The organism is Polaribacter sp. 11A2H, from assembly GCF_011379025.1.
In the GTDB taxonomy this organism is placed as follows: domain Bacteria; phylum Bacteroidota; class Bacteroidia; order Flavobacteriales; family Flavobacteriaceae; genus Polaribacter.
Map to the genome: position 1 here is coordinate 44311 of NZ_WTLD01000009.1, position 21977 is coordinate 66287.

Here is a 21977-nt window from a genome sequence, read left to right on the forward strand (position 1 = left end):
AAAAAAACGAAAGTAAAATAAAATTATAGTAAACCACTTTTAAAAAGTATATTTGTGCATATTTATGATTAAAATTACAATGAGAAACCATTTTTTACTGCTCTTATTTATTCCTTTTCTTTTTTCGTGTATACCAGCTAAGGATATAATTTATCTACAAGGAGAGCCAATTGCAAAAAAAGAGATTAAAAGAATTAATAATATACCCTACAAATTACAAGTAGATGATATATTAAATATAGATATAATGTCTAATGATGAGACTTTAGTATCTGTTTTTAAGAAACAATCTATTGGAGGTGCAGGTGGTGTTAGTGAAGGAGCGTCTTATTTTTCGGGATACAGCATAGATAGCTACGGAAACATTAGAATGCCAACTTTAGGTGAAATTAATGTTTTAGGGTATACAGAACTTGAGGTTCGAAAAAAAATAGAAAATGAATTAAAAAAGTTCATTAAAACTCAAGAAGAACTTTTTGTTTCAGTAAAATTAGCAGGTATTAAATATACTGTTATTGGAGAAATAGGAAGTCCAGGGCCTAATGTTATATTTCAAAATAAGCTTTCTATTATAGATGCCATTTCTAGTTCTGGAGATATTACTGCTGTTGGTAATAGAAAAAAAGTTGAAATTATAAGAAACTCAATTACAGGAACAGAAAAGTTTACAATTGATTTAACACAAATAAATGCTTTTGATTCTGACGTTTTTTATATAAAACCAAATGATATTATAAATGTTATTCCATTGAAACAAAAAACTTGGGGAACTGGGACTACTGGTCTGGGAGCCCTCACAACAATTGTTTCTTTAGTTACATTAATAAGTACTACTTTTATTTTAGCAAGAAATTTATAGGGATTTATGGATAATTTAAATAAACTAAATAACAGTACTATTCAAGCTAATATTGATGTTAAGGGGTATGTTTTTAAAGTTTTATCTTATTGGAAACTTTTTTTTGTAACTATTGTAATTGCCTTGATCGTTGCTAAATTTATGAATGATTATAAAACTAAAGTTTATAATCTTAATACTGTAATTTCTGTAAAAGAAGAAAATAACCCGTTGTTTTCTACAGGAACAAACATAGCTTTTAACTGGGGAGGAGCTAGTGATGCTGTAGAAACGATTAAAGTTGTTTTAACTTCTAGAACACATAACGAAAAAGTAGTTAGAAAATTAAATTTCTTTATAAATTATTTAAAAGAAGGTAGATATCGTTTAGAAGATGTTTATGGTTATACGCCGTTTGTTGTAGACCTAGATACTAGTAAACCTCAATTATATGGACAACTTATACAAGTAGAAATTACTGGTGAGGATACTTACAATTTATCTTTTGATCTTAAAGAGAGTAATTCTAATGCTTTAATTACCTATGATTCAAATACAACAAGTATACATAACTTTTCTTCTCCGCTTTTTTCTAAAGAGTATAAAATAGGAGAACAGATAAATACTGAATTTTTAAATTTTTCATTACAAAAGACTAAAAAATTTACTGTCGGAGAGAAATTTTATATTCAATTTGTAAGTTTTGATAGTACTGTAGGAAGTAACAGGTCTATAAGTGTTGCTGGTATTGCAAATGGAGCTTCTATGCTTAGTCTATCTAAAGGGGGGCCAAATAAAAACAGAATTGTAGATTATTTAAATGCAACTGTTGTTATTTTAGATGAAGATAAACAAGAACAAAAAATTCTTTATGCTAAAAAGACTAAAGATTATATAGAGCTTTTATTTACACAATTAGAAGATAGTTTACAACGAATAGAAAAAGAATTAGGTGTTTTTAAAGAGAAAAACAATATCTATAATTTATCAGAAGAAGGTAGTCTTGTCTTTAATGAAACGATTACAATAGAGCAAGACAAAAAAAATATTTTAGAATTTAATGACTATCTAAATAACTTAAGAAGTTATCTACTTTCTCATGATACGTATGGAGAGAATATACCAGTACCTGCTTTAATAGCTGTTCAAGATGGAAAGATTTCTGGAGAAATAACAACTCTGATACAATTATCTAGTTTAAGGGAAAAATTACGAGGTTCTGTAACAGATAATCATCCACAGGTTATAAAGTTGAGTAATGATATTAACATTTCTAAAACTAATTTGTTAGAAAATATATCTACTTTAAAAGTAGTAAATCAAAATAAAATCAACAAATTATCAGCGGAATTATCTACATATAAGGGTAAACTTAAAAAGCTACCTAAAACAGAACAAGGTTTATTAAAATTTGAAAAAAACTATCAAATTTCAGAAGCAAATTATAATTATTTGAAGCAAAAAAGTTACGAAGCAGGTTCAGCAATTGCTGCAAATGTTTCTGATGTTAAAATAATAGACACTGCTAAAGATTTAGGTAATGGTCCGGTATACCCAATACCTAGTTTTAATTACTTAGTCGGTTTAATGTTAGGAGTTGTTTTTCCATTATTTTACATCATAACTAAAGAGGTATTAGATAATAAAATTCACACAGCAGAAGATATTCAAAATAATTATGCAATTCCAGTTTTAGGTGTTGTAGGTAAAAATCATGGAAATAATAATTTAGCCGTTTTTGATAAACCTAAATCCTCAGTATCAGAGTCTTTTAGGGCGCTTAGGTCTAATATTCAATTTTTATTTAAGAATACGGATGCGGATAAATCTAAAACATTGGTTTTAACTTCTTCTGTGAGTGGAGAAGGGAAAACAATGATTTCTATAAATATGGCTACGGTATTTGCTTTAAGTGGAAAGAAAACTGTATTAATTGGTTTAGATTTAAGAAAACCTAAAATTTATGATGATTTTGATTTAACAAATGATATTGGTGTTGTAAACCACTTAATTAATCAAAAAACGTTAGATGAAATTATAATTAATACTAAAATACCAAACTTAGATCTTATTTTATCTGGACCAATACCTCCAAATCCTTCTGAATTATTATTAAATGAAACGGCAGATAAGATGATTAAAGAGCTTCAGAAAAGATACGATTATGTTATTATTGATACACCGCCTGTAGGTTTGGTTTCAGATGCATTAGAGTTATTTAAATATGGAGATGCTATTATTTATGTTATCCGTCAGGATTATTCTGAAAAAGGAATGATGAGAATGATAGATGATAAATATAAAAATAAAGAAGTAACCAATATTAGTTATGTTTTAAATGACTTTTCTATTAAAAACAAATACGGTTATGGTTACGGCTATGGTTATGGCTACGGGTACGGCTATGGCTACGGAAAATATGGCAATGGTTATCATGAGAATGAAGACAATAAAGGTTTCTTCTCTAGAATATCCAGTTTATTTAAAAAGAAATAAAATAGAAAAAGCATCGTTAATTCGATGCTTTTTTATTTTAATATAAATGGTAATAACAACAATAACGAGGTTTCTAAATGCAGTTAAATAATGTTGCAGTCTGTGGCTAATAAGAAACAAATTAAACTATAATTGTTATCATTCCAAAAAATGAATATGCGCCTTATTTTGAACAATATATTCAAATTGTTTTTAAAGAAAATAAATCTATTCTAAAATATTTAAAGTCACCTCAAAATGAATTTGAAACGTTATTAAGAAACCTCCCTAAAGAAATACAAAATTTTTGGTACGCAGAAAGTAAATGGACCATAATAGAGGTTGTACAACATGTTATTGATACAGAACGTGTGTTTAGTTATAGAGCTTTATATTTTGCAAGAAATGATCAAACAGCTTTACCTGGTTTTGATCAAGATGTTTTGTAGTTAATGTGGATGCTAATGCTAGAGATTTTAATGATTTATTAGATGAAATGTACCTTATAAGAAAAGGAACAATTGTTCTTTTTAACAGTTTTTCTACGGAAGCTTTATTACGAATAGGAGTAGCGTCAGAAAATAAAATGTCTGTAAGGGCATTAGGGTACTTATTCTCCGGACATCAAATGCATCATTTAAATGTTATTAAAGAAAAGTATTTAAAAAAATAAACCTCACTAGAAGTGAGGTTTATACAAAATTAATATGCTGTTTTATCTTGTTTTTCTGCCCACTTATTAAAAGGCTCTAGTGCAATTTCTCTTCCTATTTGTTCAAAAGGAATACTTCTTTTTTCGTATGGTAAAGGAATTTCTTTGTAGATAAACTCATCATCAAAACCAATATTAGCCGCATCTTGTTGGTTACTTCCGTAAAAAACTTTGTCTGGTCTAGCCCAATAAATAGCACCTAAACACATAGGGCAAGGCTCACAAGAAGTATATATAATACAACCATCTAACTGAAAAGAACCAATGTTTTTACAGGCATCTCTAATTGCAGTAACTTCTGCATGTGCCGTTGGATCATTAGTAGAAGTTACTTTGTTGTTTCCGCTACCAATTATTTCTCCATCTTTTACAACAATACATCCAAAAGGACCTCCTTCGTTATTGTTCATTCCTTTTAAAGCTGCTTTTACAGCTTCGCTCATAAATTCTTCGTGTGTATTCATCTTCATTTTCTTTTATTATGATTTTTATTTCTTTTAGCCAAAAAAAGCTGCATTAGGTATGCAGCTTTTATAGAATGTAAAATTAATATTTTTATTTTAAACCACCAGTCATTTCTTCAGGTTTTACCCATTCGTCATATTGTTCTGGAGTTACATAGCCTAAACGAACTGCTTCTTCTTTTAAAGTAGTTCCGTTTGCATGTGCGGTATTTGCAATTTCAGCAGATTTATAATATCCAATTTTAGTATTTAAAGCAGTAACTAACATTAAAGAGTTATTTACTAATTCTGTAATTCTTGCATGGTTAGGTTCTATTCCTGCAGCACAATGCTCATCAAAAGATTTACAAACATCACCAATTAATTGTGCAGACTGTAAAACATTTGCAGCCATTACGGGTTTAAAAACATTTAATTCATAATGTCCTTGTGCACCACCAAAAGTAACGGCAACATCATTACCTATAACTTGCGCAGCAACCATTGTCATAGCTTCACATTGCGTAGGGTTTACTTTACCAGGCATAATAGAAGAACCTGGCTCGTTAGCAGGAATAATAATTTCTCCAATACCAGATCTTGGTCCAGAAGCCATCATTCTAATATCGTTTGCAATTTTATTTAAAGAAACTGCAATTTGCTTTAAAGCTCCATGTGTTTCTACTAAAGCATCATGGGCTGCTAAAGCTTCATATTTGTTTTCTGCAGTAATAAAAGGCATTCCTGTAAATTGTGCAATATATTTTGCAACCAAAACATCATAACCTGCAGGTGTATTTAATCCTGTACCAACAGCTGTACCACCTAAAGCTAATTGAGATAAATGTTCTAATGTATTATTTAACGCCTTTAAACCGAAGTTTAATTGTGCAACGTAACCAGAAAATTCTTGACCTAAAGTAAGTGGAGTAGCATCCATTAAATGTGTTCTACCAATTTTTACAACATCTTTAAAAGCGTCTGTTTTTGCTTTTAAAGTATCTCTTAATTGTGTAATTCCAGGAATTGTCGTTTCTATAATTTTTTTGTAAGCAGCAATATGCATACCTGTAGGAAATGTATCGTTAGATGATTGCGATTTGTTTACATCATCATTTGGCTGAATTACTTTTTCGCCTTCACCAATTACTTTTCCTGCAATTTCTTGCGCTCTGTTAGCAATTACTTCATTCACATTCATGTTAGATTGTGTACCAGAACCTGTTTGCCAAATAACTAAAGGAAACTGATCATCTAACTTTCCTTCTAAAATTTCATCACATACTTGTGCAATTAAATCTCTTTTTTCTTCTGTTAAAACACCTAATTCTGCATTTGTGTATGCAGCTGCTTTTTTAAGATATGCAAAACCATAAACAATTTCTAATGGCATAGAAGCTGCTGCACCAATTTTAAAGTTGTTTCTAGAGCGTTCTGTTTGTGCACCCCAATACTTGTTTGCAGGAACTTCTACGTTCCCCATAGTGTCTTTTTCGATTCTATATTTCATAATTATAATGTAAATTTTAGATATAACAAATTTACAAAAAACTATGTTTACATAAAGTTGATAATTGTCATTTTTAGATAACTAAAAAAAATATTTTTTTGATGCGTGTTTTTTGAAAATAAGTATTATTTTTGCAGTAATAATTTCACAAAAGATACAAATGTTAGATTTTTCAGAATTTTCAGGATTGGTTTTATTCATGTTTATTTTTACAGCTGGTTTTTGGTTGTTAATATTCTTATTAACATTTGTAGTTCCTTACTGGATTGGTGGAACTATCTGGGAAAACATGAAATTAAAAAAAGAAGCTAAAAAAGCTGCTGAAGGTAAGTAGTCTTTTAAAAACATATCATAAATAAAACTCGTTCATTTATTTGAACGAGTTTTTTTGCGTTATACCAAATAAATTTTAAAAGGATTGATAATAAATTTGAATTGTTTTTTCTTAGTATGAAATGTAAAATGTAATCATAGCCCTAGTTATGGTTCTGTTTTTATTTAAAGAGTAAAGAATAAGAAACGAATTTAATCCATTATTTTTATTTTTTTGGCGTTACCACAAGGGTCGGGCTTTCTGTTACAAGTCCTCGGTTTTTCACTACAATCCCTAACGCGGGCAAATTTGCAAAAACTTGTTCTATAAAACAACTAATTAGCAAATATGCCCGCGTTAGGGATTGAAGCAATTGTTTGAGCTCTTTTTTCTTTTTTTAGAAAAAAAGCGAGTGAGGAAAGCCCGCTCGAACGCCCGTGTCTAAAAAAAATTAAAATTCTTCTCCGCCACCATTATCATTTCCATTTCCACCAGATTTTCTGTCTTTTTGGTTTTTACTCTGGTTAAACCTGTACGTAAAAGTTAAAGATACCTGACGCATTCTTCTCTGAAACGTTTGGTCTGTAATATTAGTTGGGTTTTCTCTACTTGGCGCATAGCCTAAAACTTGATATTTTCTAGAGTTAAAAAGATCACTAACATTAAGTACCAAAGTTCCTTTGTCTTTTAAAATATCTTTACTAAAGGCTAAATTTGTAGATAAAATACCTTTTCGTTCGCTTTGTGCATCGTTTTTTGGACCATAATAGAAAATTCTTGTTTGCGATTGAATATCCCAAGGAAGTGTAATTTTAGCATCGAAACGTGTGAACCAAGAGTCGTTTTTTGTATCAAAATTTTGAGTAATTGGTGTTAGGTTGCCATTACTTGGGTCTGTAACGTTGTAAGTGTATTCTCCTTCTGTTTCGAATTGATAGTAGTTAAAGCTACCAGAAAAACGTACTTTTCTACTAGCATTGTAATTTGCTGTAAATTCAAAACCAGATCTGTCTTCTGACGCTAAATTAATAGGTTGTCTAATAATTACATTGGTTTCTTTACCGTTTACAAATCTAACATCCTGACTGTTAACTCGTGTAATATTGTTTGTAGAATGTTGGTAATAAATAGAGGAGTTTAAAGTTAATTTACCCCAAGTATTTAAGTAACCTAAATCGAAAGAGTTGGTGTAGGTTGGGTCTAAGTTTACATTTCCTTTAGAGAATATAACTTCACTTTCTCTACTTTCAAATGGGTTTAGGTACCAAGAATTTGGTCTTCTTAACCTTTTACTATAGCCTAAGGTAAAACTTTGATCGTCGTTTAATTCATAGCCAAAATTTACGGTTGGAAAAAAATCTGTGTAATTTTTGTTATAATTTTCATTGGTATTATTTAAATGAATATCAATGTTTGTAATTTCTGTTCTTAGACCAAATAAATAAGAAAACTTGTTAATTTTGCTACCAAATTGTGTGTAAAATGCATTTACATTTTGGGTAAATTCTAAGTTATTAGAAGGGTTATATGCTGGGTCTAAGTTTGGAGCAACGACTAAATAATCTGATGTTAAGTCTTGAAAACTTCCACGGTAACCTGCTTCAAATTGTGAGTTTTCTCCAATAGGCAACACATAATCTGCTTGTACAAGATTGTCTACGGAAAGCTCTCCTGTTGTATTTGTTTCTGGGTTTGTATCTGTAATTATTGCAAATTCATTTTCGGAACTAGCACTGTGTTGTAAATCTACAGTCAATTTCTGACCTTTATCGTCTAAATTATTTGTGTAATTTAAAGAGAATTGTAGTGTTTGATCTTTTTCTGATTCATCTTGTATACGCAAAGAATTGTATAAATCATTATCACTAGAATCAAAAGAATTAATGTTATTTGTAGAAATATTATCGTTTTTAGAATCTCTTACAAAAATGGTACCTGTAATAGAACTCTCTTCATTTAAAAAATACTCTAAACCAAAATTAGCATTAAAACCATTTCTAAGTCTCTCATTATCTCTATTTTCTATTCTTACACTATCTATAGATTTGTTTGTTAAATAAGTAACATTAGAATTGTAAACCCCAGGGTTTCTGCTATTATTGTAACCAATGTTAGAAAAAACATTTATTTTTTCTGTACGTAAATTTAAATTTACACCTGCTTGGTAATTTTTAGGATCACCGGCGGTTACGTTTACAGAACCATTAAAACCAGAAGATTTTCCTTTTCTTAAAATAATATTTAAAATACCTGCAGTTCCTTCAGAATCATATCTTGCAGAAGGAGACGTAATAACTTCTACCCTTTCTATTGCATCTGAAGGCAATTGCTTTAATGCATCTGCACCGCTTAAACCAACTAAAGCAGATGGTTTTCCGTCTATTAAGATACGTACGTTTTCACTACCTCTTAAACTAACAATACCCTCGGGATCTACGTCTACTGAAGGCACATTGTCTAAAACATCTGAAGCTGTACCACCTTTAACCGTCATGTCTTTACCTACATTGTAGATTTTTTTATCTAAACGAATGTCTACCGTAGATTTTTCTGCAATAACAACCACTTCATCTAAACTGCTAGCATCTTCATATAGTTTAATAGTGCCTAAATTTTTGTTTGACGAAATTTCTTGAACCGGAAATTTAATGGTCTTAAAAGAAATAAATTCAACACTTATTAGGTAAGTTCCTATTGGGTTTTTAATATTAAAACTACCTGTTTGATCTGTAATTCCTCCAGAAACGGCTTGCGTTTTAGTGTTTTTTAAAACTACAGTAGCATATTCTAAAGGTTGATTGGTATTGGCGTCTACAATTTTTCCTGTTATGGAAATGGTTTTAATATTTGGCTTTTGAGCCAATAAATAGGTTGATGTTAGTAAGCAAAGTAATAAGAGTGTAATTTTTTTCATAGCTATCTTTGAATGGTATTCCATTAAGACAGCAAAGTTCTTGCTTAGTTTAAATAGAAGTAGTTAAAGAAACGTTAAATGCTTTTTTGAGCTTCTCATTATTTATGAAGGTTTTTTTAACCTTGCAGGTAGAGATCTATTATATTAAATAATGTCTAGAATAGCTTCTGTTGGTCTACCAATAACGGCTTTGTTATTGTTTATTACAATAGGACGCTCTATTAACTTAGGGTTTTCTACCATTGCATTAATTATTTCTGCATCTGAAAGTTCTTTTCCTTTGTAGTTTTCTTTCCATATTTTTTCTGTTTTTCTAACTAATTGAATAGGAGTGATGCCTAACAACTTAATGATTTCTGTAAGTTCTTTTTCTGTTGGAACGTTTTCTAAATATTTTACGATCTCAAATTCTTTTTTAGAGTTTTCTAAAATTTCTACGCCTTGTCTAGATTTAGAACAACGTGGATTGTGGTATATTTTTATCATTTTTTTAAGTTTCAAAGTTTCAAAGTTAAAATGTTTAGTATTTAATTTACTTGTCTGTAGTATACTTGTTTCTAACTTTTTTATTTTTGCTAACTGCTAACTGCTAACTGCTAACTGCTAACTGCTAACTATCTTTCTGTCCGTTTAACATTAAATAAGATTTTAAAAACGGATTTATATCTCCGTTCATTACATTGTCTACATTACCTGTTTCGTGACCCGTTCTTACATCTTTTACCAATTTATAAGGGTGCATTACGTAATTACGTATTTGGCTACCCCATTCTGTTTTTAGCTTTCCAGATTCAATCTCGTCTCTTGTTGCTTGTTGTTTTTGCAATTCAATTTCGTACAACTGAGATTTTAGCATTTTTAATGCTGTTGCTCTATTATCGTGCTGAGAACGTGAGTTGGAACAAGAAATCTGAATTCCGGTTGGCTTATGCGTTAACTGAACTTTTGTTTCTACTTTGTTTACATTTTGTCCGCCAGCACCACTAGAACGTGCGGTTACAATTTCTATATCTGCCGGATTAATTTCTATTTCTATAGAATCATCGGCAACAGGGAAAACATAGACAGACCCAAAGGTTGTGTGACGTTTTCCGTTAGAATCGAAAGGTGAAATACGTACCAAACGGTGCACGCCGTTTTCTCCTTTTAGCCACCCAAAAGCATAATCTCCTTCTATTTCTATCGTTATGGTTTTAATACCAACCACATCGCCAGCTTGATAATTAAGTGTCTTTAATTTAAAACCTTGCTTTTCTGCCCACATAGTATACATTCTAGACAACATTTCTACCCAGTCGCAACTTTCTGTTCCGCCTGCACCTGCATTAATTTGTACGGTAGCAGACAATACATCTCCTTCGTCGGATAACATATTTTTAAACTCTAAATCTTCTAAAAATGTACTTGCTTTTTCAAATTGATCTACAACTTCTGCTTCTTCAACTTCGCCTTCTTTGTAAAATTCATATAACACATTTACATCTTCATTTAAAGTGATGGTTTTATAATAATCTTCTACCCACTTTTTCTTTAAACGAAGTTCTTTCATAAAAACTTCTGCTTCTTTAGGATTGTTCCAAAAATCTGGATCTACCGTTTTCTCTTCTTCATTGGCTATTTCAATCAGTTTTTTATCAATCTCTAAATAAGATTTTAACTTTTCAATTCTTTCGGCAATATCTTTAAGTTGTTCTTGTGTAATCATAGGTTCAACAAAAATAAATGAAATTTTAAGAATTCTTGTTTTAAAAGTTGATAGTTATTTTATAGATTTATCAAAAATTAGAATAAAGAATGATAATAGACTTAATTTCCGATACTGTTACCAAGCCGTCAAAAGAAATGTTAGCTGCAATGATGAAGGCAAAAGTTGGTGATGATGTTTTTAAAATGGATCCAACCACCAATGCTTTACAAGAAAAAGCTGCTGAAATGTTTGGAATGGAAGATGCCTTATTTTTTCCTTCAGGAACCATGGCAAACCAAACAGCAATAAAATTACATACCCAACCAGGAGATAAATTAATCTGTGATAAATATGCACATGTTTATAATTACGAAGGTGGTGGAGCAGCCTTTAATTCTGGAGTAACCTGTAAGTTAATTGACGGCAATAGAGGTATGTTTACAGCTGCACAATTGCAAGATGCTATTGCAGAAGGTTTTGGTATTCATACACCATTTGCAAGTTTGGTTTGTATAGAAAATACAACAAACAAAGGTGGAGGAGCATGTTGGGATTTTTCTGAATTAGAAAAATTACAGAAAATATCTAAAGATAATAAGTTAGCTTTTCATTTAGACGGAGCTCGTTTATTTAATGCAATGGTTGCCAAAAATGAAACACCAAAACAATATGGAGAGTTATTTGACACAATTTCTATATGTCTATCAAAAGGATTAGGAGCACCGATTGGTTCTATTTTATTAGGTTCTAAAGCACATATTGCAAAAGCTTTACGCATTAGAAAATTATTGGGTGGTGCAATGAGACAAGTTGGTTTTTTAGCCGCAGCAGGAATTTATGCTTTAGACAATCATGTAGAAAGATTGGCAGAAGATCATAAAAAGGCAAAAGAAATAGGTGTTGTTTTAGAATCGATTTCTTATGTTACAAAAGTAGAACCGATAGAAACCAATATTGTAATTTTTTATGTGGATGAAAAAATAGGAGCAGAGAACTTTATTCAAAAAATGGAAGCAAAAAATATTCTTTTAACACCAATGGGACAAGGAAGAATAAGGATTGTTACACATTTAGATTATACAGACAAAATGCATGAAATTCTTTTAAAAGAATTAAAAAATTTCTAAAAGTAAAATCGGACTATTGGTGAAAAAGCAGAGGCATAAACGCTTCTGCTGTCGTATAAAACATCATATCTTATACCTACAGCAAAACGACCAGTATTATAAGCTGCACCTAAATATAAGGCGGGAAAACTTTTTGTTGAGCTAATTGAATTTTCTGAAATATTTGCAAAAGATTGTTCAAATTCTCCAGAAAGCTGAATGCCTATATTCGGTATTTGGTATAAAGAAATAATACTCGCTCCATAAACATTGGTTTTTTGTTCTTGGTATTTACTATAAATATAGGTTAAACCGGTTCCTAAAGCAAAGCCATTGTCAAAATTATAAATGGCACTCGGAGAAATACCAATGGTGGTTTGCGATCCAAAACTCATGCTTACACCACCACCAAACTGTACATTGTCCCAAAAATCTCGATTTTCTTGAGAAATCATTGTAAACGAACAGCTTAAAAACAAGAATAGAAAATATTTTTTCATAGTAAAAATTAATTAGGTTCGTCTAATTTAGCTAATTCTTTGTAATTTCTGTTTAATTTTTTTAGTAAAATTCCATATAACAATTGATAAAAGAGCCACAATACACCTAATATTACTAAAGTAATGACTAGCGTTAAGAGAATTATTAAAAATATTTGCTTGGTTTCTAAATCTTCAAACTTAAAATTTATTTCTGCTACCATAACAATAATCATCATTAATGCCATATAACCTAAGATAAAGATTACGTAGTTTTTTACTGTTTTTCTAGTTTTAAGAATTTTTTTCATCAACTTTTTAGTTGAATCAATGGTAGAAATACTTTTGTAATTCTTGTAGAACATTACTAAAAAATAGAACAAAATTATATATGCTAAAACTTGAGAATAATAAACAAAATTCATTAATCCAATTTTTTCATATTCTAAATATGCTTCTTCCATATCTAAGAAAAAGTACATAGAATTTAAAATTACAAATTCTAAAATACCAATAATAAAGATCCATTTTACAATAGATGATGACTTAGATTTAGCCATTTTGTAGATATCAACAGACGAAAATTTATTTCCTTCTTCTGGCTGATTTTCCCACGTTTTTTTATATTTATCTAATAAATCCATGCTGTTATGGCTTTAAAATGTTTTTTAATTTCTCTTTTGCTCTATTCATTTTTACTCTTGCATTTACAGATGAAATTCCTAATGTTTCAGAAATTTCTTTGTAAGGTTTGTCTTCAAGATATAAAAATATCAACGCCTTGTCAATATCATTCAATTGATGAATCGCTTGGTACAGGGCTTTTAATTGTACCTCTTCTGTATCATCATAATCCGTCGCTTTTATTTTATAAGCAAAATCACTAATATCTTGTGTTTTAACTCTTCTTGTAGATTTTCTATACAACGAAATTGCTGTATTTAAAGCTACTCTATACATCCAGGTACTAAATTTAGAATCTCCTCTAAACTTTGGGTAGTTTTTCCAAAGTTGAATGGTTATCTCTTGAAATAAATCATTATGAGCACTTTGGTTTGTAGTATAAATTCTACAAATTTTATGAGCAATATTCTGGTTTTTTTCAAAGTCCAATAAAAAGTTTTTCTCTAAATCTTTTTGCACTTGTGTAAATTAGTTAGTTATCTATTAGTAGTGGAAAAGTACAAATTGTTACATTTTAAATAAAAAATATTTTATTCTTTGTTTTTTCTTTAACTTTGTTGAACCAAAAATAAAATATATTGAACAATATTAAATTAGATTTTACTATTAAAGACCTAGAAAATATTTCTGGGATAAAAGCACATACAATTCGTATTTGGGAAAAGAGGTATAATCTTTTAGAACCTAAAAGAACCGAAACTAATATTCGTTTTTATTCTAATGAAAATTTACAGAAACTTTTAAATATTGTTTTACTAAATAATAATGATTTTAAGATTTCTAAGATTGCAAAAATGTCTGATGAAGAACTAATTTTGCAAACTAGAGCATTAGCTTTTGGAAAATCTTTAAAAGATGAATCTATTAATGCTCTAAAACTATCGATGTTTCAGTTTGATAAACTCTTGTTTAATACTGTTTATCATAAGCTTTTAGAAGAAAAAACTTTCCAAGAAATTTTTAAAGAAGTGTTTATTCCTTTTTTAAATGATGTAGGTTTATTGTGGCAAACAGACACTTTAAAACCAGCACATGAGCATTTTATTTCTAATTTAATAGTACAGAAAATTCTTATAAATACAGAAGAACTACAGTTTAATATTTCTAATACAAGTAAAACATTTGTGTTGTTTTTACCAGAAAATGAAATTCATGAAATAGGACTTTTATATTTAAATTACGAACTTGTTTTAAGAGGGTTTCATACCGTATATTTAGGCCAAAGTTTGCCTTTAGATAATTTGGATTATTTTTTAGAGAGTAACAATGAAATTTGTTTTATTACCTCTTTAACAATAAAGCCTTATGACGATAAAATAGAAGATTATTTTAAAGATATAGATGCTATGATACGTAATTCAGATAAAACGTTTATAGCAATTGGTCAAAAAGTGAACCTCGTAAAACACTTAGATTTAAGTCCAAGAATTGAGTTATATGATGTTATAACCGATTTTTTAAAAATAATGTAATTTGATATTTTCAATTTTATGTTTAATAAAATTGTATATTTGTTAAACAAAATTAAAAATGAATAAGAAAATTTATATAATAGGATCAGGCTTTTCTGCTTTATCTGCTTCTTGCTATCTAGCAAAAGCAGGGTATGAAGTTATTGTTTTAGAAAAAAATGATAGTTTAGGAGGTAGAGCAAGACAGTACAAAAAAGATGGTTTTACTTTTGATATTGGTCCGTCTTGGTACTGGATGCCAGATGTTTTTGAGCGTTTTTTTGCTGATTTTGGTAAAAAACCATCCGATTATTATACGTTAGATAAATTAAATCCTGGTTATGAAGTTTATTTTGGAGAAAATTCATCTGTTAAAATAGCAAGTGAATTAAAAGATATTTATAAACTTTTTGAAGATGAAGAAAAAGGAAGTGCCAAGCATTTAAAAACTTTTTTAGATTCAGCAAAATCTAATTATGATACAGCTATAAAAGATTTGGTATATCAACCAGGAGTTTCTCCTTTAGAATTGGTAAATACAACAACTATTGCAAGAGTTTCTCAGTTTTTTTCAACCATAAGAAAACAAGTTAGAAAAGATATAAAAAGTGAAAAATTAATTAAGATTTTAGAATTTCCGGTATTGTTTTTAGGTGCAAAACCAAATAACACTCCTGCATTTTATAATTTTATGAATTATGCAGATTTCGGACTCGGAACCTGGCATCCAAGAAGAGGGATGTATACCGTTATAGAAGGTATGGTATCTTTAGCTAAAAGTTTAGGGGTAACGTTTCAAACAAGTGCAAATGTTGAAAAAATTATAACTGATGCAAATAAAAATGTAACCGGTTTATTGGTAAACGGAAAAGAAATTAAAACCGATTTAGTTTTAAGTGGAGCAGATTATCACCATACAGAAACTTTGTTAGATAAAAATGTAAGACAATATTCAGAGAGTTATTGGCAGAAAAAAACTTTTGCTCCATCTTCTTTATTGTTTTATGTTGGTTTTGATAAAAAAATAAAAAATGTAAGTCATCATACGCTGTTTTTTGACACCGATTTTGATGCGCATGCAAAAGAAATTTATGACAATCCGCAATGGCCAACAGATCCTCTTTTTTATGCGAATTTTACATCTATTACAGATAAAACATCTGCACCAGAGGGTAAAGAAGCTGGTTTTTTCTTAATTCCGTTAGCTCCAGGAATAGAAGATACAGAAGAATTGAGAGAAGAATATTTTCATAAAATTATGGATCGGTTTGAGAAGTTAACAGGTCAAGAAGTAAAAAAACATGTGTTGTTTAAAAAGTCTTTTTGTGTAAATGATTTTAAAAGTGAATACAACTCTTACAAAGGAAATGCATACGGAATGGCAAATACACTTTTACAAACTGCTTTTTTAAGACCAAAAATTAAAAGTAGTAAAATAAAAAATTTGTATTTTACTGGGCAGTTAACAGTTCCTGGTCCTGGAGTTCCTCCTGCTTTAATATCAGGAAAAATTGCATCAGAATTAATATTTAAAAAACAACTGTAATTATGAAAGAATTATTTGACAGCGTTTCTAGTGAGTGCAGTAAATTGGTTACCAAAAAATACAGCACTTCTTTTTCTTTAGCTGTAAATATGTTGTCTCCAAAAATTAGAACAGATATTTATAATATTTATGGTTTTGTGCGTTTTGCAGATGAAATTGTAGATTCTTTTCATGATTATGATAAGGAGCTTTTAATGGATCATTTTGAAAAAGATTATTATCTAGCAAAAGAGCTTGGTATTAGTCTAAACCCTATTTTAAATTCTTTTCATCAAACGGTTCATAAATACAAAATACCAGACAAAATGGTGCAAGCCTTTTTAAAAAGTATGAAAGCAGACTTATTTAAAACAGAATATCAAACGAAAGAGGAATATGATGCGTATATTTATGGTTCTGCAGATGTTGTTGGATTAATGTGTTTAAAGGTTTTTGTTGATGGTGACGATAAAAGATTTGATGAACTAAAGGATGCTGCTATGAGTTTAGGGTCTGCTTTTCAGAAAGTGAATTTTTTACGTGATTTAAAAGATGATTTTGAAGTGTTGAATCGCTCTTATTTTCCGAATATAAATTTAGGTGAATTAAATGCATCTTCTAAACAGTTGATTATTGATGAAATTGAAGCAGATTTTGAATTTGCTTATCAAAACGGAATTCTTAAATTGCCTGTTGAAGCGAAGTTTGGTGTTTATATGGCATATCGATATTATAAAAGATTGCTTAAAAAATTAAAAGAAGTTCCATCAGAAAAAATTATGGATACTAGAATTCGTATATCAAATCCGATGAAAATAAATTTGTTAGCTAGAAGTTACGTAAAATATAAATTAAATATTATTTAATGGTCTTTGTTCTAATTACTTTAGGTGTTTTTCTTTTTATGGAATGTGTTTCTTGGTTTACACACAAATTTGTAATGCATGGTTTTGGTTGGTATTTGCATGCAGATCATCATCAGCCAAAATACCAAGGAATTTTTGAGAAAAACGATGCTTATTTTATCGTTTTTGCAATGCCAAGTATATTGCTTTTTTATTTTGGTACGTATACAGAATTTACGTTCTTGTTTTTTATAGGACTTGGAATTTTACTTTACGGAGTTGCTTACTTTTTAGTGCATGATGTTTTAATTCATCAACGTTTTAAATGGTTTAAACATACCAATAATCGTTACTTAAGAGGTTTGAGAAAAGCTCATAAAATGCATCATAAGCATTTAGGAAAAGAAGAAGGAGAGTGCTTTGGAATGTTATTTGTACCGTTTAAATATTTTAAAAAACCAAAACTTTAAGGGTTTAGAACGTATTGAATTTAAACTAATTTCCTGAAATTATATCACTTATTACTAAACACACTACTGTATATCTATTTTGAATTACTACGACTACATAATTGTTGGTGGGGGAGCGTCTGGCCTAATGATGGCTTACAGAATGTCTAAAGATTCTTTTTTTGATGATAAGTCTATATTAATTATAGATAAAGTTAAAAAGCAAGTTAACGATAAAACTTGGTGTTATTGGGAAGAAGAAGATGGCGAGTGGAATGCTATTTTAACAGCTTCTTGGAAAAAAATTGTATTTAAGAGTGCTATTTATAGCAGTGTAGAATGTATTACTCCTTATCAATATAAAATGATTAGAAGTAAAGATTTTTATAAAAAAATATGGAATCAAATAGCGTCGAAAGCAAACATTTCTTTTCTTGAAGAAAATGTAATTAGTATGAATCAACATTCGTCCGAAGCAGAAGTAATTACAGAAAATAAAGTTTTAAAAACAGCAACAGTTCTTAATAGTATTTTGAGTGATGCTTATAAAAAACAGACTAAATATCCTGTTTTAAGACAGCATTTTGTTGGTTTTTTTATACAAACACAAGAAGATTCTTTTGATGATAGTGCAGCCACTTTTATGGATTTTACAGTGGCACAAAAAGGAAATACGCGTTTTATGTATATACTTCCTTACAGTAAAAGAGAAGCTTTGTTTGAATATACATTATTTTCAAAAGACTTATTGGCATACAATATTTATAAAGAGGAGATAGAAAGTTACTTAGAGAGTAAAAATATTACCAATTATAAAATTATTGAAAAAGAACAGGGTTTGATACCAATGACGTGCTATAAGTTTTGGAATAAAAATTCTAAAAATATTATTCATATTGGTACTGCAGGTGGTTGGTCTAAAGCAAGTACTGGTTTTACTTTTAAAAATATCAATAAAAAAACAATTGAGTTAACCAATCATTTAAAACAGAATAAACCCTTACTTAAATTTCATAAAATAAATAAATTTTGGTTTTATGATTTATTGTTATTAGATATTTTAAGTAAAAAAAACCACTTAGGGTCTTTTCTTTTTTCAAATTTATTTAAACGTTCTTCACCTAAAAAAATATTGAAATTTTTAGATGAAGAAACTTCTGTGTATGAAGATTTACAAGTGATACTTAAAATGCCTCCAAAAGACTTTATAATCGCTCTTTTTAATAGAATTTTATAATTTCAAACCGCTATTTAAAACTTTTATTAAATACTTCTTTCATTACAGAGTAAGAAGTAGATGCTCCTGGCGATGCACCTAAAAGAGCAGCAATTTTTTTATCTTCAGAAATTATAATTTCTGTTCCAAATTCTAATTTACCAAATCCTTTCTTGTTCCGTTTTATAATTTGAACACGTTGTCCTGCAATTACAGTTTTCCAATCATCATTGTTTGCTTCAGGATAAAAAGCTCTTAATTCATCCATTCTGTCTTTAAACGATAATCTTACTTGTTGTATTAAATATTTTACTAGCGGTAGGTTTTGGTAACCTGCACCTAATAAGCTCATAATATTATCAAATTCTACAGATCTAGGTAAATCAAACATAGAACCATGTTTTAAGAATTTAGTTGTAAAGCCTGCAAAAGGGCCAAATAACAATTCTTTTCTACCGTTAATCATTCTAGAATCCATGTGAGGTACAGACATTGGTGGTGCACCACGACCTGCTTTTCCGTAAGCTTTTGCATTATGTCTTTCTATAATTTCTGGGTTGGTACAACGTAACCAAAGACCACTTATAGGAAAACCTCCATATCCTTTTGCTTCTTTAATATTTGCTTTTTCTAGCAAAGGCAATGTACCGCCACCAGCACCAATAAAAAGGTAATTAGAAGCTATCATCCAATTTTTACCAATGTTTTGCCCTTTTATAGTTACTACCCAATTGCCTCTTTTAGACTTTTGAATATTAGACACACTACTATGATTTAATAACTCTACGTTATCTTGTTTTTTTAAATAACGAAAAATTTGTTCTGCTATTTCTCCAAAATTAACATCATATCCTTTTTCAAAAAAGGTAGCAGCAACTTCTTCTTTATCAGCTCTTCCTTCCATCATTAAAGGTAGCCAGTTTTTTACTTGTTCTTTATCTTTAGAGAAAAGCATCCCCTTAAACTGCGGGTTATCTTTTATAACGTTGTAACGTTTTTCTAAAAAATCAACATCTTTTTTTCCTTTAACAAAGCTTAAATGCGGAACTTCACTTATACATTTTGATAAATTGTTGATGTATCCTTTTTCTTCACAATCTTTCCAAAAATTATAGGTTTCTGTAAATTGCTCCGAAATATTGACTGCTTTTGTAATATCTACAGTACCTTTTTTTTCTGGAGTATAATTCAATTCACAATTTCCTGCATGTCCGGTTCCTGCATTGTTCCAAGCTTCAGAACTTTCTTGAGCTATTGTAGGTAACTTTTCTATAATGGTTATTTTCTTTCCAGGAAATTTTTCAAAAAGTAAGATGGCTAATGTTGCAGACATAATACCGCCTCCAATAAGTACAAATTCGGAATGTTTTACTGATGAAATTTTTGGCATTTTTATAAATTTAAGAGCACAAAGATACTTGTTTTTTGAGCCATTTAAAACCGATTTTTGTTGAGATTTTAGTAATTATTTTACCCTTAAATTATATAATATGTAAATAAATAGCTCATATAAAATTATTTAAAAATGAAGATATAAAAGAGGGGTATTGTATCATCCATTTTTAAAGAATAAAGACTCAATTTCCTTCTAAATTATATTAAATAAATAAGAGATCTCATTATTAAAAGTAAGTGGTTTTTTGCAAATAGTGATAGCGTAAAATACAACCAATTTAAGTTAAAGTATTTTCAACCAGTCATCTAATCGGTCTATCCAAGTATGTAAATATCCCTCTTGATGTATAGCTAAAGAAAAACCGTGACCACCATACGGGTAAATATGCATTTCTACTTTTATTTTTTTATCATTTAGTGCTTTGTAAAACTGCAAACTATTTTCTACAGGTACTACATCATCATTTGAGGAGTGTACTAAAAAAGTAGGAGGTGTTTTTTCTGTAACTTGTAATTCATTAGAGTATTTTTCTATTAATTCTTGTGAAGGCTTTTTACCTATCAATTGATTTCTAGAACCTTTGTGTGTATAATCATTCTGCATAGTAATTACAGGGTAAATTAAAGCCATAAAATCGGGTCTTGCAGAAATGGTATCTATAGGTTCTTCTTTAAAATTATTTTTAGTATTAAACTGAGTTCCTAAAGTAGCAGCTAAATGTCCGCCAGCAGAAAAACCAATTACACCTATTTTATTTGGATTAACACCTAATTTATCAGCATTAAAACGAACCCATCTAATAGCTCTTTGAGCATCTTGTAAAGGTGCTTCATTGGTTGTTTTTAGAGATTTAGAATTTGGTAATCTATATTTTAGAACAAAAGCAGTAATTCCTTTGCTATTAAACCATTTTGCAATTTCAGTGCCTTCCCAATCATAGGCTAACATGGTATAACCACCACCCGGACATATAATTACAGCTTTGTCCGTTGCACTTCGTTTTGATGGAGTGTAAATTTCTAATGTTGGTTTTTTAACTTTTGATATTTTAACAATATCTCCATTTTCTATAACTTCCTCTTCGCTGGTTTTTATGCTATTTGGTATGGTTGTCCAAAGAGAGATAACTTCATTTTGTGCTTGTAATTTAACAAAGGATATAGCCATAAAGAAAAAAATTAGTCTTAGTTTCATAAATGTGTTTTTAAAAATAGATATCTACCATTGTACGCCAATAGTATGCTTTATGTGCTTCTTCTTGCCATTGAAATAAGTGGTGTGGAATTCCTTTTTCTTGTAAAATATTAGATAATTTATAATTGCTTTCTAAAAAGGAGTCTTCTTTTCCGATGGCTAATATAATATCCATTTTACTCAATTGTGAGATTAAATGGGGATCATTTAAATTTTTTAAGTATTGATTTGGCATATTAAAATACACAAACTCATTATGAAAACCACTTAGCAAATCTTTAAATGAACCATTAGATTTTGTTAAATCATAACGGCCACTCATACCAACAACTTTAGAAAACAATGTGGGATGCCGCATGGCTATATTTACTGCATGGTATGCACCTAAACTGCAACCAGCAGAAACTACATTTGCATTAGAGTTTTTTAAATTTGCAAAAGGCAGTACTTCTTCTAGAACATAGTTTTCATATTGTATGTGTCTATAAATACGATATCCTGGGTCTTTAAAACTGTTATAAAAAGATTCTAAATCTACACTATCTACGCAAAAAATTTGTAGTTCTCCATTTGTTATTTTTTGCGATAAGGCTGCAATAATTTTCCAATTTTCATAATCGTAAAAACGTCCCATTCTTGGTGGGAAAAATAAAACTTTTGCTCCCGCATAACCAAATACAAGAAGTTCCATTTCTTTTTTAAGACTGTGACTATACCATTTATGATATTCTCTTTTCATG

General features: G+C 29.6%; 22 protein-coding genes. 11 read left to right on the forward strand and 11 right to left on the reverse strand.

Translation table 11 applies throughout. The features are described 5' to 3' along the window. The first annotated feature begins 79 nt into the window (after nt 1–79). The 4 genes from GQS58_RS12320 (at nt 80) to GQS58_RS17200 (ending at nt 3986) form a co-directional block, all read left to right on the forward strand. Nucleotides 80–859: a polysaccharide biosynthesis/export family protein gene (locus tag GQS58_RS12320; RefSeq protein ID WP_166386315.1), complete on the forward strand. Its 780-nt coding sequence runs from the start codon at nt 80–82 to the stop codon at nt 857–859. Between the two features lie 6 nt (nt 860–865). Continuing rightward, nucleotides 866–3334, forward strand: a complete 2469-nt coding sequence (locus GQS58_RS12325; RefSeq protein ID WP_166386317.1) for an exopolysaccharide transport family protein — start codon at nt 866–868, stop codon at nt 3332–3334. Between the two features lie 275 nt (nt 3335–3609). Further along, on the forward strand, nt 3610–3762 hold the full coding sequence (locus GQS58_RS17195) for a hypothetical protein (protein WP_317168383.1): 153 nt from the start codon (nt 3610–3612) through the stop codon (nt 3760–3762). A 5-nt stretch (nt 3763–3767) separates the two neighbouring features. After that, nucleotides 3768–3986, forward strand: a complete 219-nt coding sequence (locus GQS58_RS17200; RefSeq protein ID WP_240914609.1) for a DinB family protein — start codon at nt 3768–3770, stop codon at nt 3984–3986. A gap of 29 nt (nt 3987–4015) precedes the next feature. Here the strand turns inward: GQS58_RS17200 and GQS58_RS12335 are convergent, their stop codons facing one another. Then, nucleotides 4016–4489, reverse strand: coding sequence for a nucleoside deaminase (locus tag GQS58_RS12335; RefSeq protein ID WP_166386319.1), 474 nt, complete (start codon nt 4487–4489; stop codon nt 4016–4018). 91 nt (nt 4490–4580) lie between these two features. Continuing rightward, complete coding sequence (fumC, locus tag GQS58_RS12340; protein WP_166386321.1) at nt 4581–5978, reverse strand: class II fumarate hydratase; 1398 nt, start codon at nt 5976–5978, stop codon at nt 4581–4583. A gap of 160 nt (nt 5979–6138) precedes the next feature. On the opposite strand from fumC, the gene GQS58_RS12345 reads away from it, so the two are divergent. Beyond that, entirely contained in the window at nt 6139–6312 is a 174-nt protein-coding gene (locus tag GQS58_RS12345) for a hypothetical protein (protein ID WP_165733463.1), read from the forward strand. A 430-nt stretch (nt 6313–6742) separates the two neighbouring features. Here the strand turns inward: GQS58_RS12345 and GQS58_RS12350 are convergent, their stop codons facing one another. From GQS58_RS12350 to prfB, 3 genes are all read right to left on the reverse strand, one after another. Beyond that, a complete protein-coding gene (locus GQS58_RS12350; protein WP_166386323.1) occupies nt 6743–9205 on the reverse strand; it encodes a TonB-dependent receptor domain-containing protein in 2463 nt (820 codons plus the stop codon). 144 nt (nt 9206–9349) lie between these two features. After that, nucleotides 9350–9691 carry an arsenate reductase (glutaredoxin) gene (gene arsC / locus GQS58_RS12355; protein WP_166386325.1) on the reverse strand — a complete coding sequence of 114 codons (342 nt, stop codon included), beginning with the start codon at nt 9689–9691 and terminating at the stop codon, nt 9350–9352. A gap of 124 nt (nt 9692–9815) precedes the next feature. Next, nucleotides 9816–10910, reverse strand: coding sequence for a peptide chain release factor 2 (gene prfB / locus GQS58_RS12360; protein WP_166386327.1), 1095 nt, complete (start codon nt 10908–10910; stop codon nt 9816–9818). An 89-nt stretch (nt 10911–10999) separates the two neighbouring features. Here prfB and GQS58_RS12365 point away from each other — a divergent pair, with 89 nt between their 5' ends. Next, nucleotides 11000–12019, forward strand: a complete 1020-nt coding sequence (locus tag GQS58_RS12365) for a threonine aldolase family protein (protein WP_166386329.1) — start codon at nt 11000–11002, stop codon at nt 12017–12019. On the opposite strand, the gene GQS58_RS12370 is transcribed toward GQS58_RS12365, so the two are convergent. From GQS58_RS12370 to GQS58_RS12380, 3 genes are read right to left on the reverse strand one after another with little or no spacing between them, the layout of a single operon-like run. After that, nucleotides 12016–12498, reverse strand: a complete 483-nt coding sequence (locus GQS58_RS12370) for a hypothetical protein (RefSeq protein WP_166386331.1) — start codon at nt 12496–12498, stop codon at nt 12016–12018. The two genes, GQS58_RS12365 and GQS58_RS12370, sit on opposite strands and share 4 nt — an antisense overlap. 8 nt (nt 12499–12506) lie before the next feature. Continuing rightward, nucleotides 12507–13121 carry a hypothetical protein gene (locus GQS58_RS12375; protein ID WP_166386334.1) on the reverse strand — a complete coding sequence of 205 codons (615 nt, stop codon included), beginning with the start codon at nt 13119–13121 and terminating at the stop codon, nt 12507–12509. Between the two features lie 4 nt (nt 13122–13125). Continuing rightward, complete coding sequence (locus GQS58_RS12380) at nt 13126–13620, reverse strand: RNA polymerase sigma factor (protein WP_166386336.1); 495 nt, start codon at nt 13618–13620, stop codon at nt 13126–13128. A 119-nt stretch (nt 13621–13739) separates the two neighbouring features. Between GQS58_RS12380 and GQS58_RS12385 the strand changes: the two genes are divergently transcribed. From GQS58_RS12385 to GQS58_RS12405, 5 genes are all read left to right on the forward strand, one after another. Then, entirely contained in the window at nt 13740–14633 is an 894-nt protein-coding gene (locus GQS58_RS12385) for a MerR family transcriptional regulator (protein ID WP_166386338.1), read from the forward strand. A 58-nt stretch (nt 14634–14691) separates the two neighbouring features. Continuing rightward, nucleotides 14692–16158: a phytoene desaturase family protein gene (locus tag GQS58_RS12390; RefSeq protein ID WP_166386340.1), complete on the forward strand. Its 1467-nt coding sequence runs from the start codon at nt 14692–14694 to the stop codon at nt 16156–16158. A gap of 2 nt (nt 16159–16160) precedes the next feature. After that, nucleotides 16161–17003, forward strand: a complete 843-nt coding sequence (locus tag GQS58_RS12395) for a phytoene/squalene synthase family protein (protein ID WP_166386342.1) — start codon at nt 16161–16163, stop codon at nt 17001–17003. Beyond that, nucleotides 17003–17452: a sterol desaturase family protein gene (locus GQS58_RS12400; protein WP_166386344.1), complete on the forward strand. Its 450-nt coding sequence runs from the start codon at nt 17003–17005 to the stop codon at nt 17450–17452. The genes GQS58_RS12395 and GQS58_RS12400 overlap by 1 nt, the downstream gene beginning before the upstream one ends. A gap of 79 nt (nt 17453–17531) precedes the next feature. Continuing rightward, a complete protein-coding gene (locus GQS58_RS12405; RefSeq protein ID WP_166386347.1) occupies nt 17532–18668 on the forward strand; it encodes a lycopene cyclase family protein in 1137 nt (378 codons plus the stop codon). A 10-nt stretch (nt 18669–18678) separates the two neighbouring features. Here GQS58_RS12405 and mqo read toward each other — a convergent pair whose 3' ends face one another. The 3 genes from mqo to GQS58_RS12420 form a co-directional block, all read right to left on the reverse strand. Further along, complete coding sequence (gene mqo / locus GQS58_RS12410) at nt 18679–20037, reverse strand: malate dehydrogenase (quinone) (RefSeq protein ID WP_166386349.1); 1359 nt, start codon at nt 20035–20037, stop codon at nt 18679–18681. Between the two features lie 288 nt (nt 20038–20325). Next, nucleotides 20326–21237, reverse strand: a complete 912-nt coding sequence (locus GQS58_RS12415) for an alpha/beta hydrolase (protein WP_166386351.1) — start codon at nt 21235–21237, stop codon at nt 20326–20328. Between the two features lie 10 nt (nt 21238–21247). Further along, nucleotides 21248–21976 carry an esterase family protein gene (locus GQS58_RS12420; RefSeq protein ID WP_166386353.1) on the reverse strand — a complete coding sequence of 243 codons (729 nt, stop codon included), beginning with the start codon at nt 21974–21976 and terminating at the stop codon, nt 21248–21250. Nucleotide 21977 lies beyond the last annotated feature (1 nt).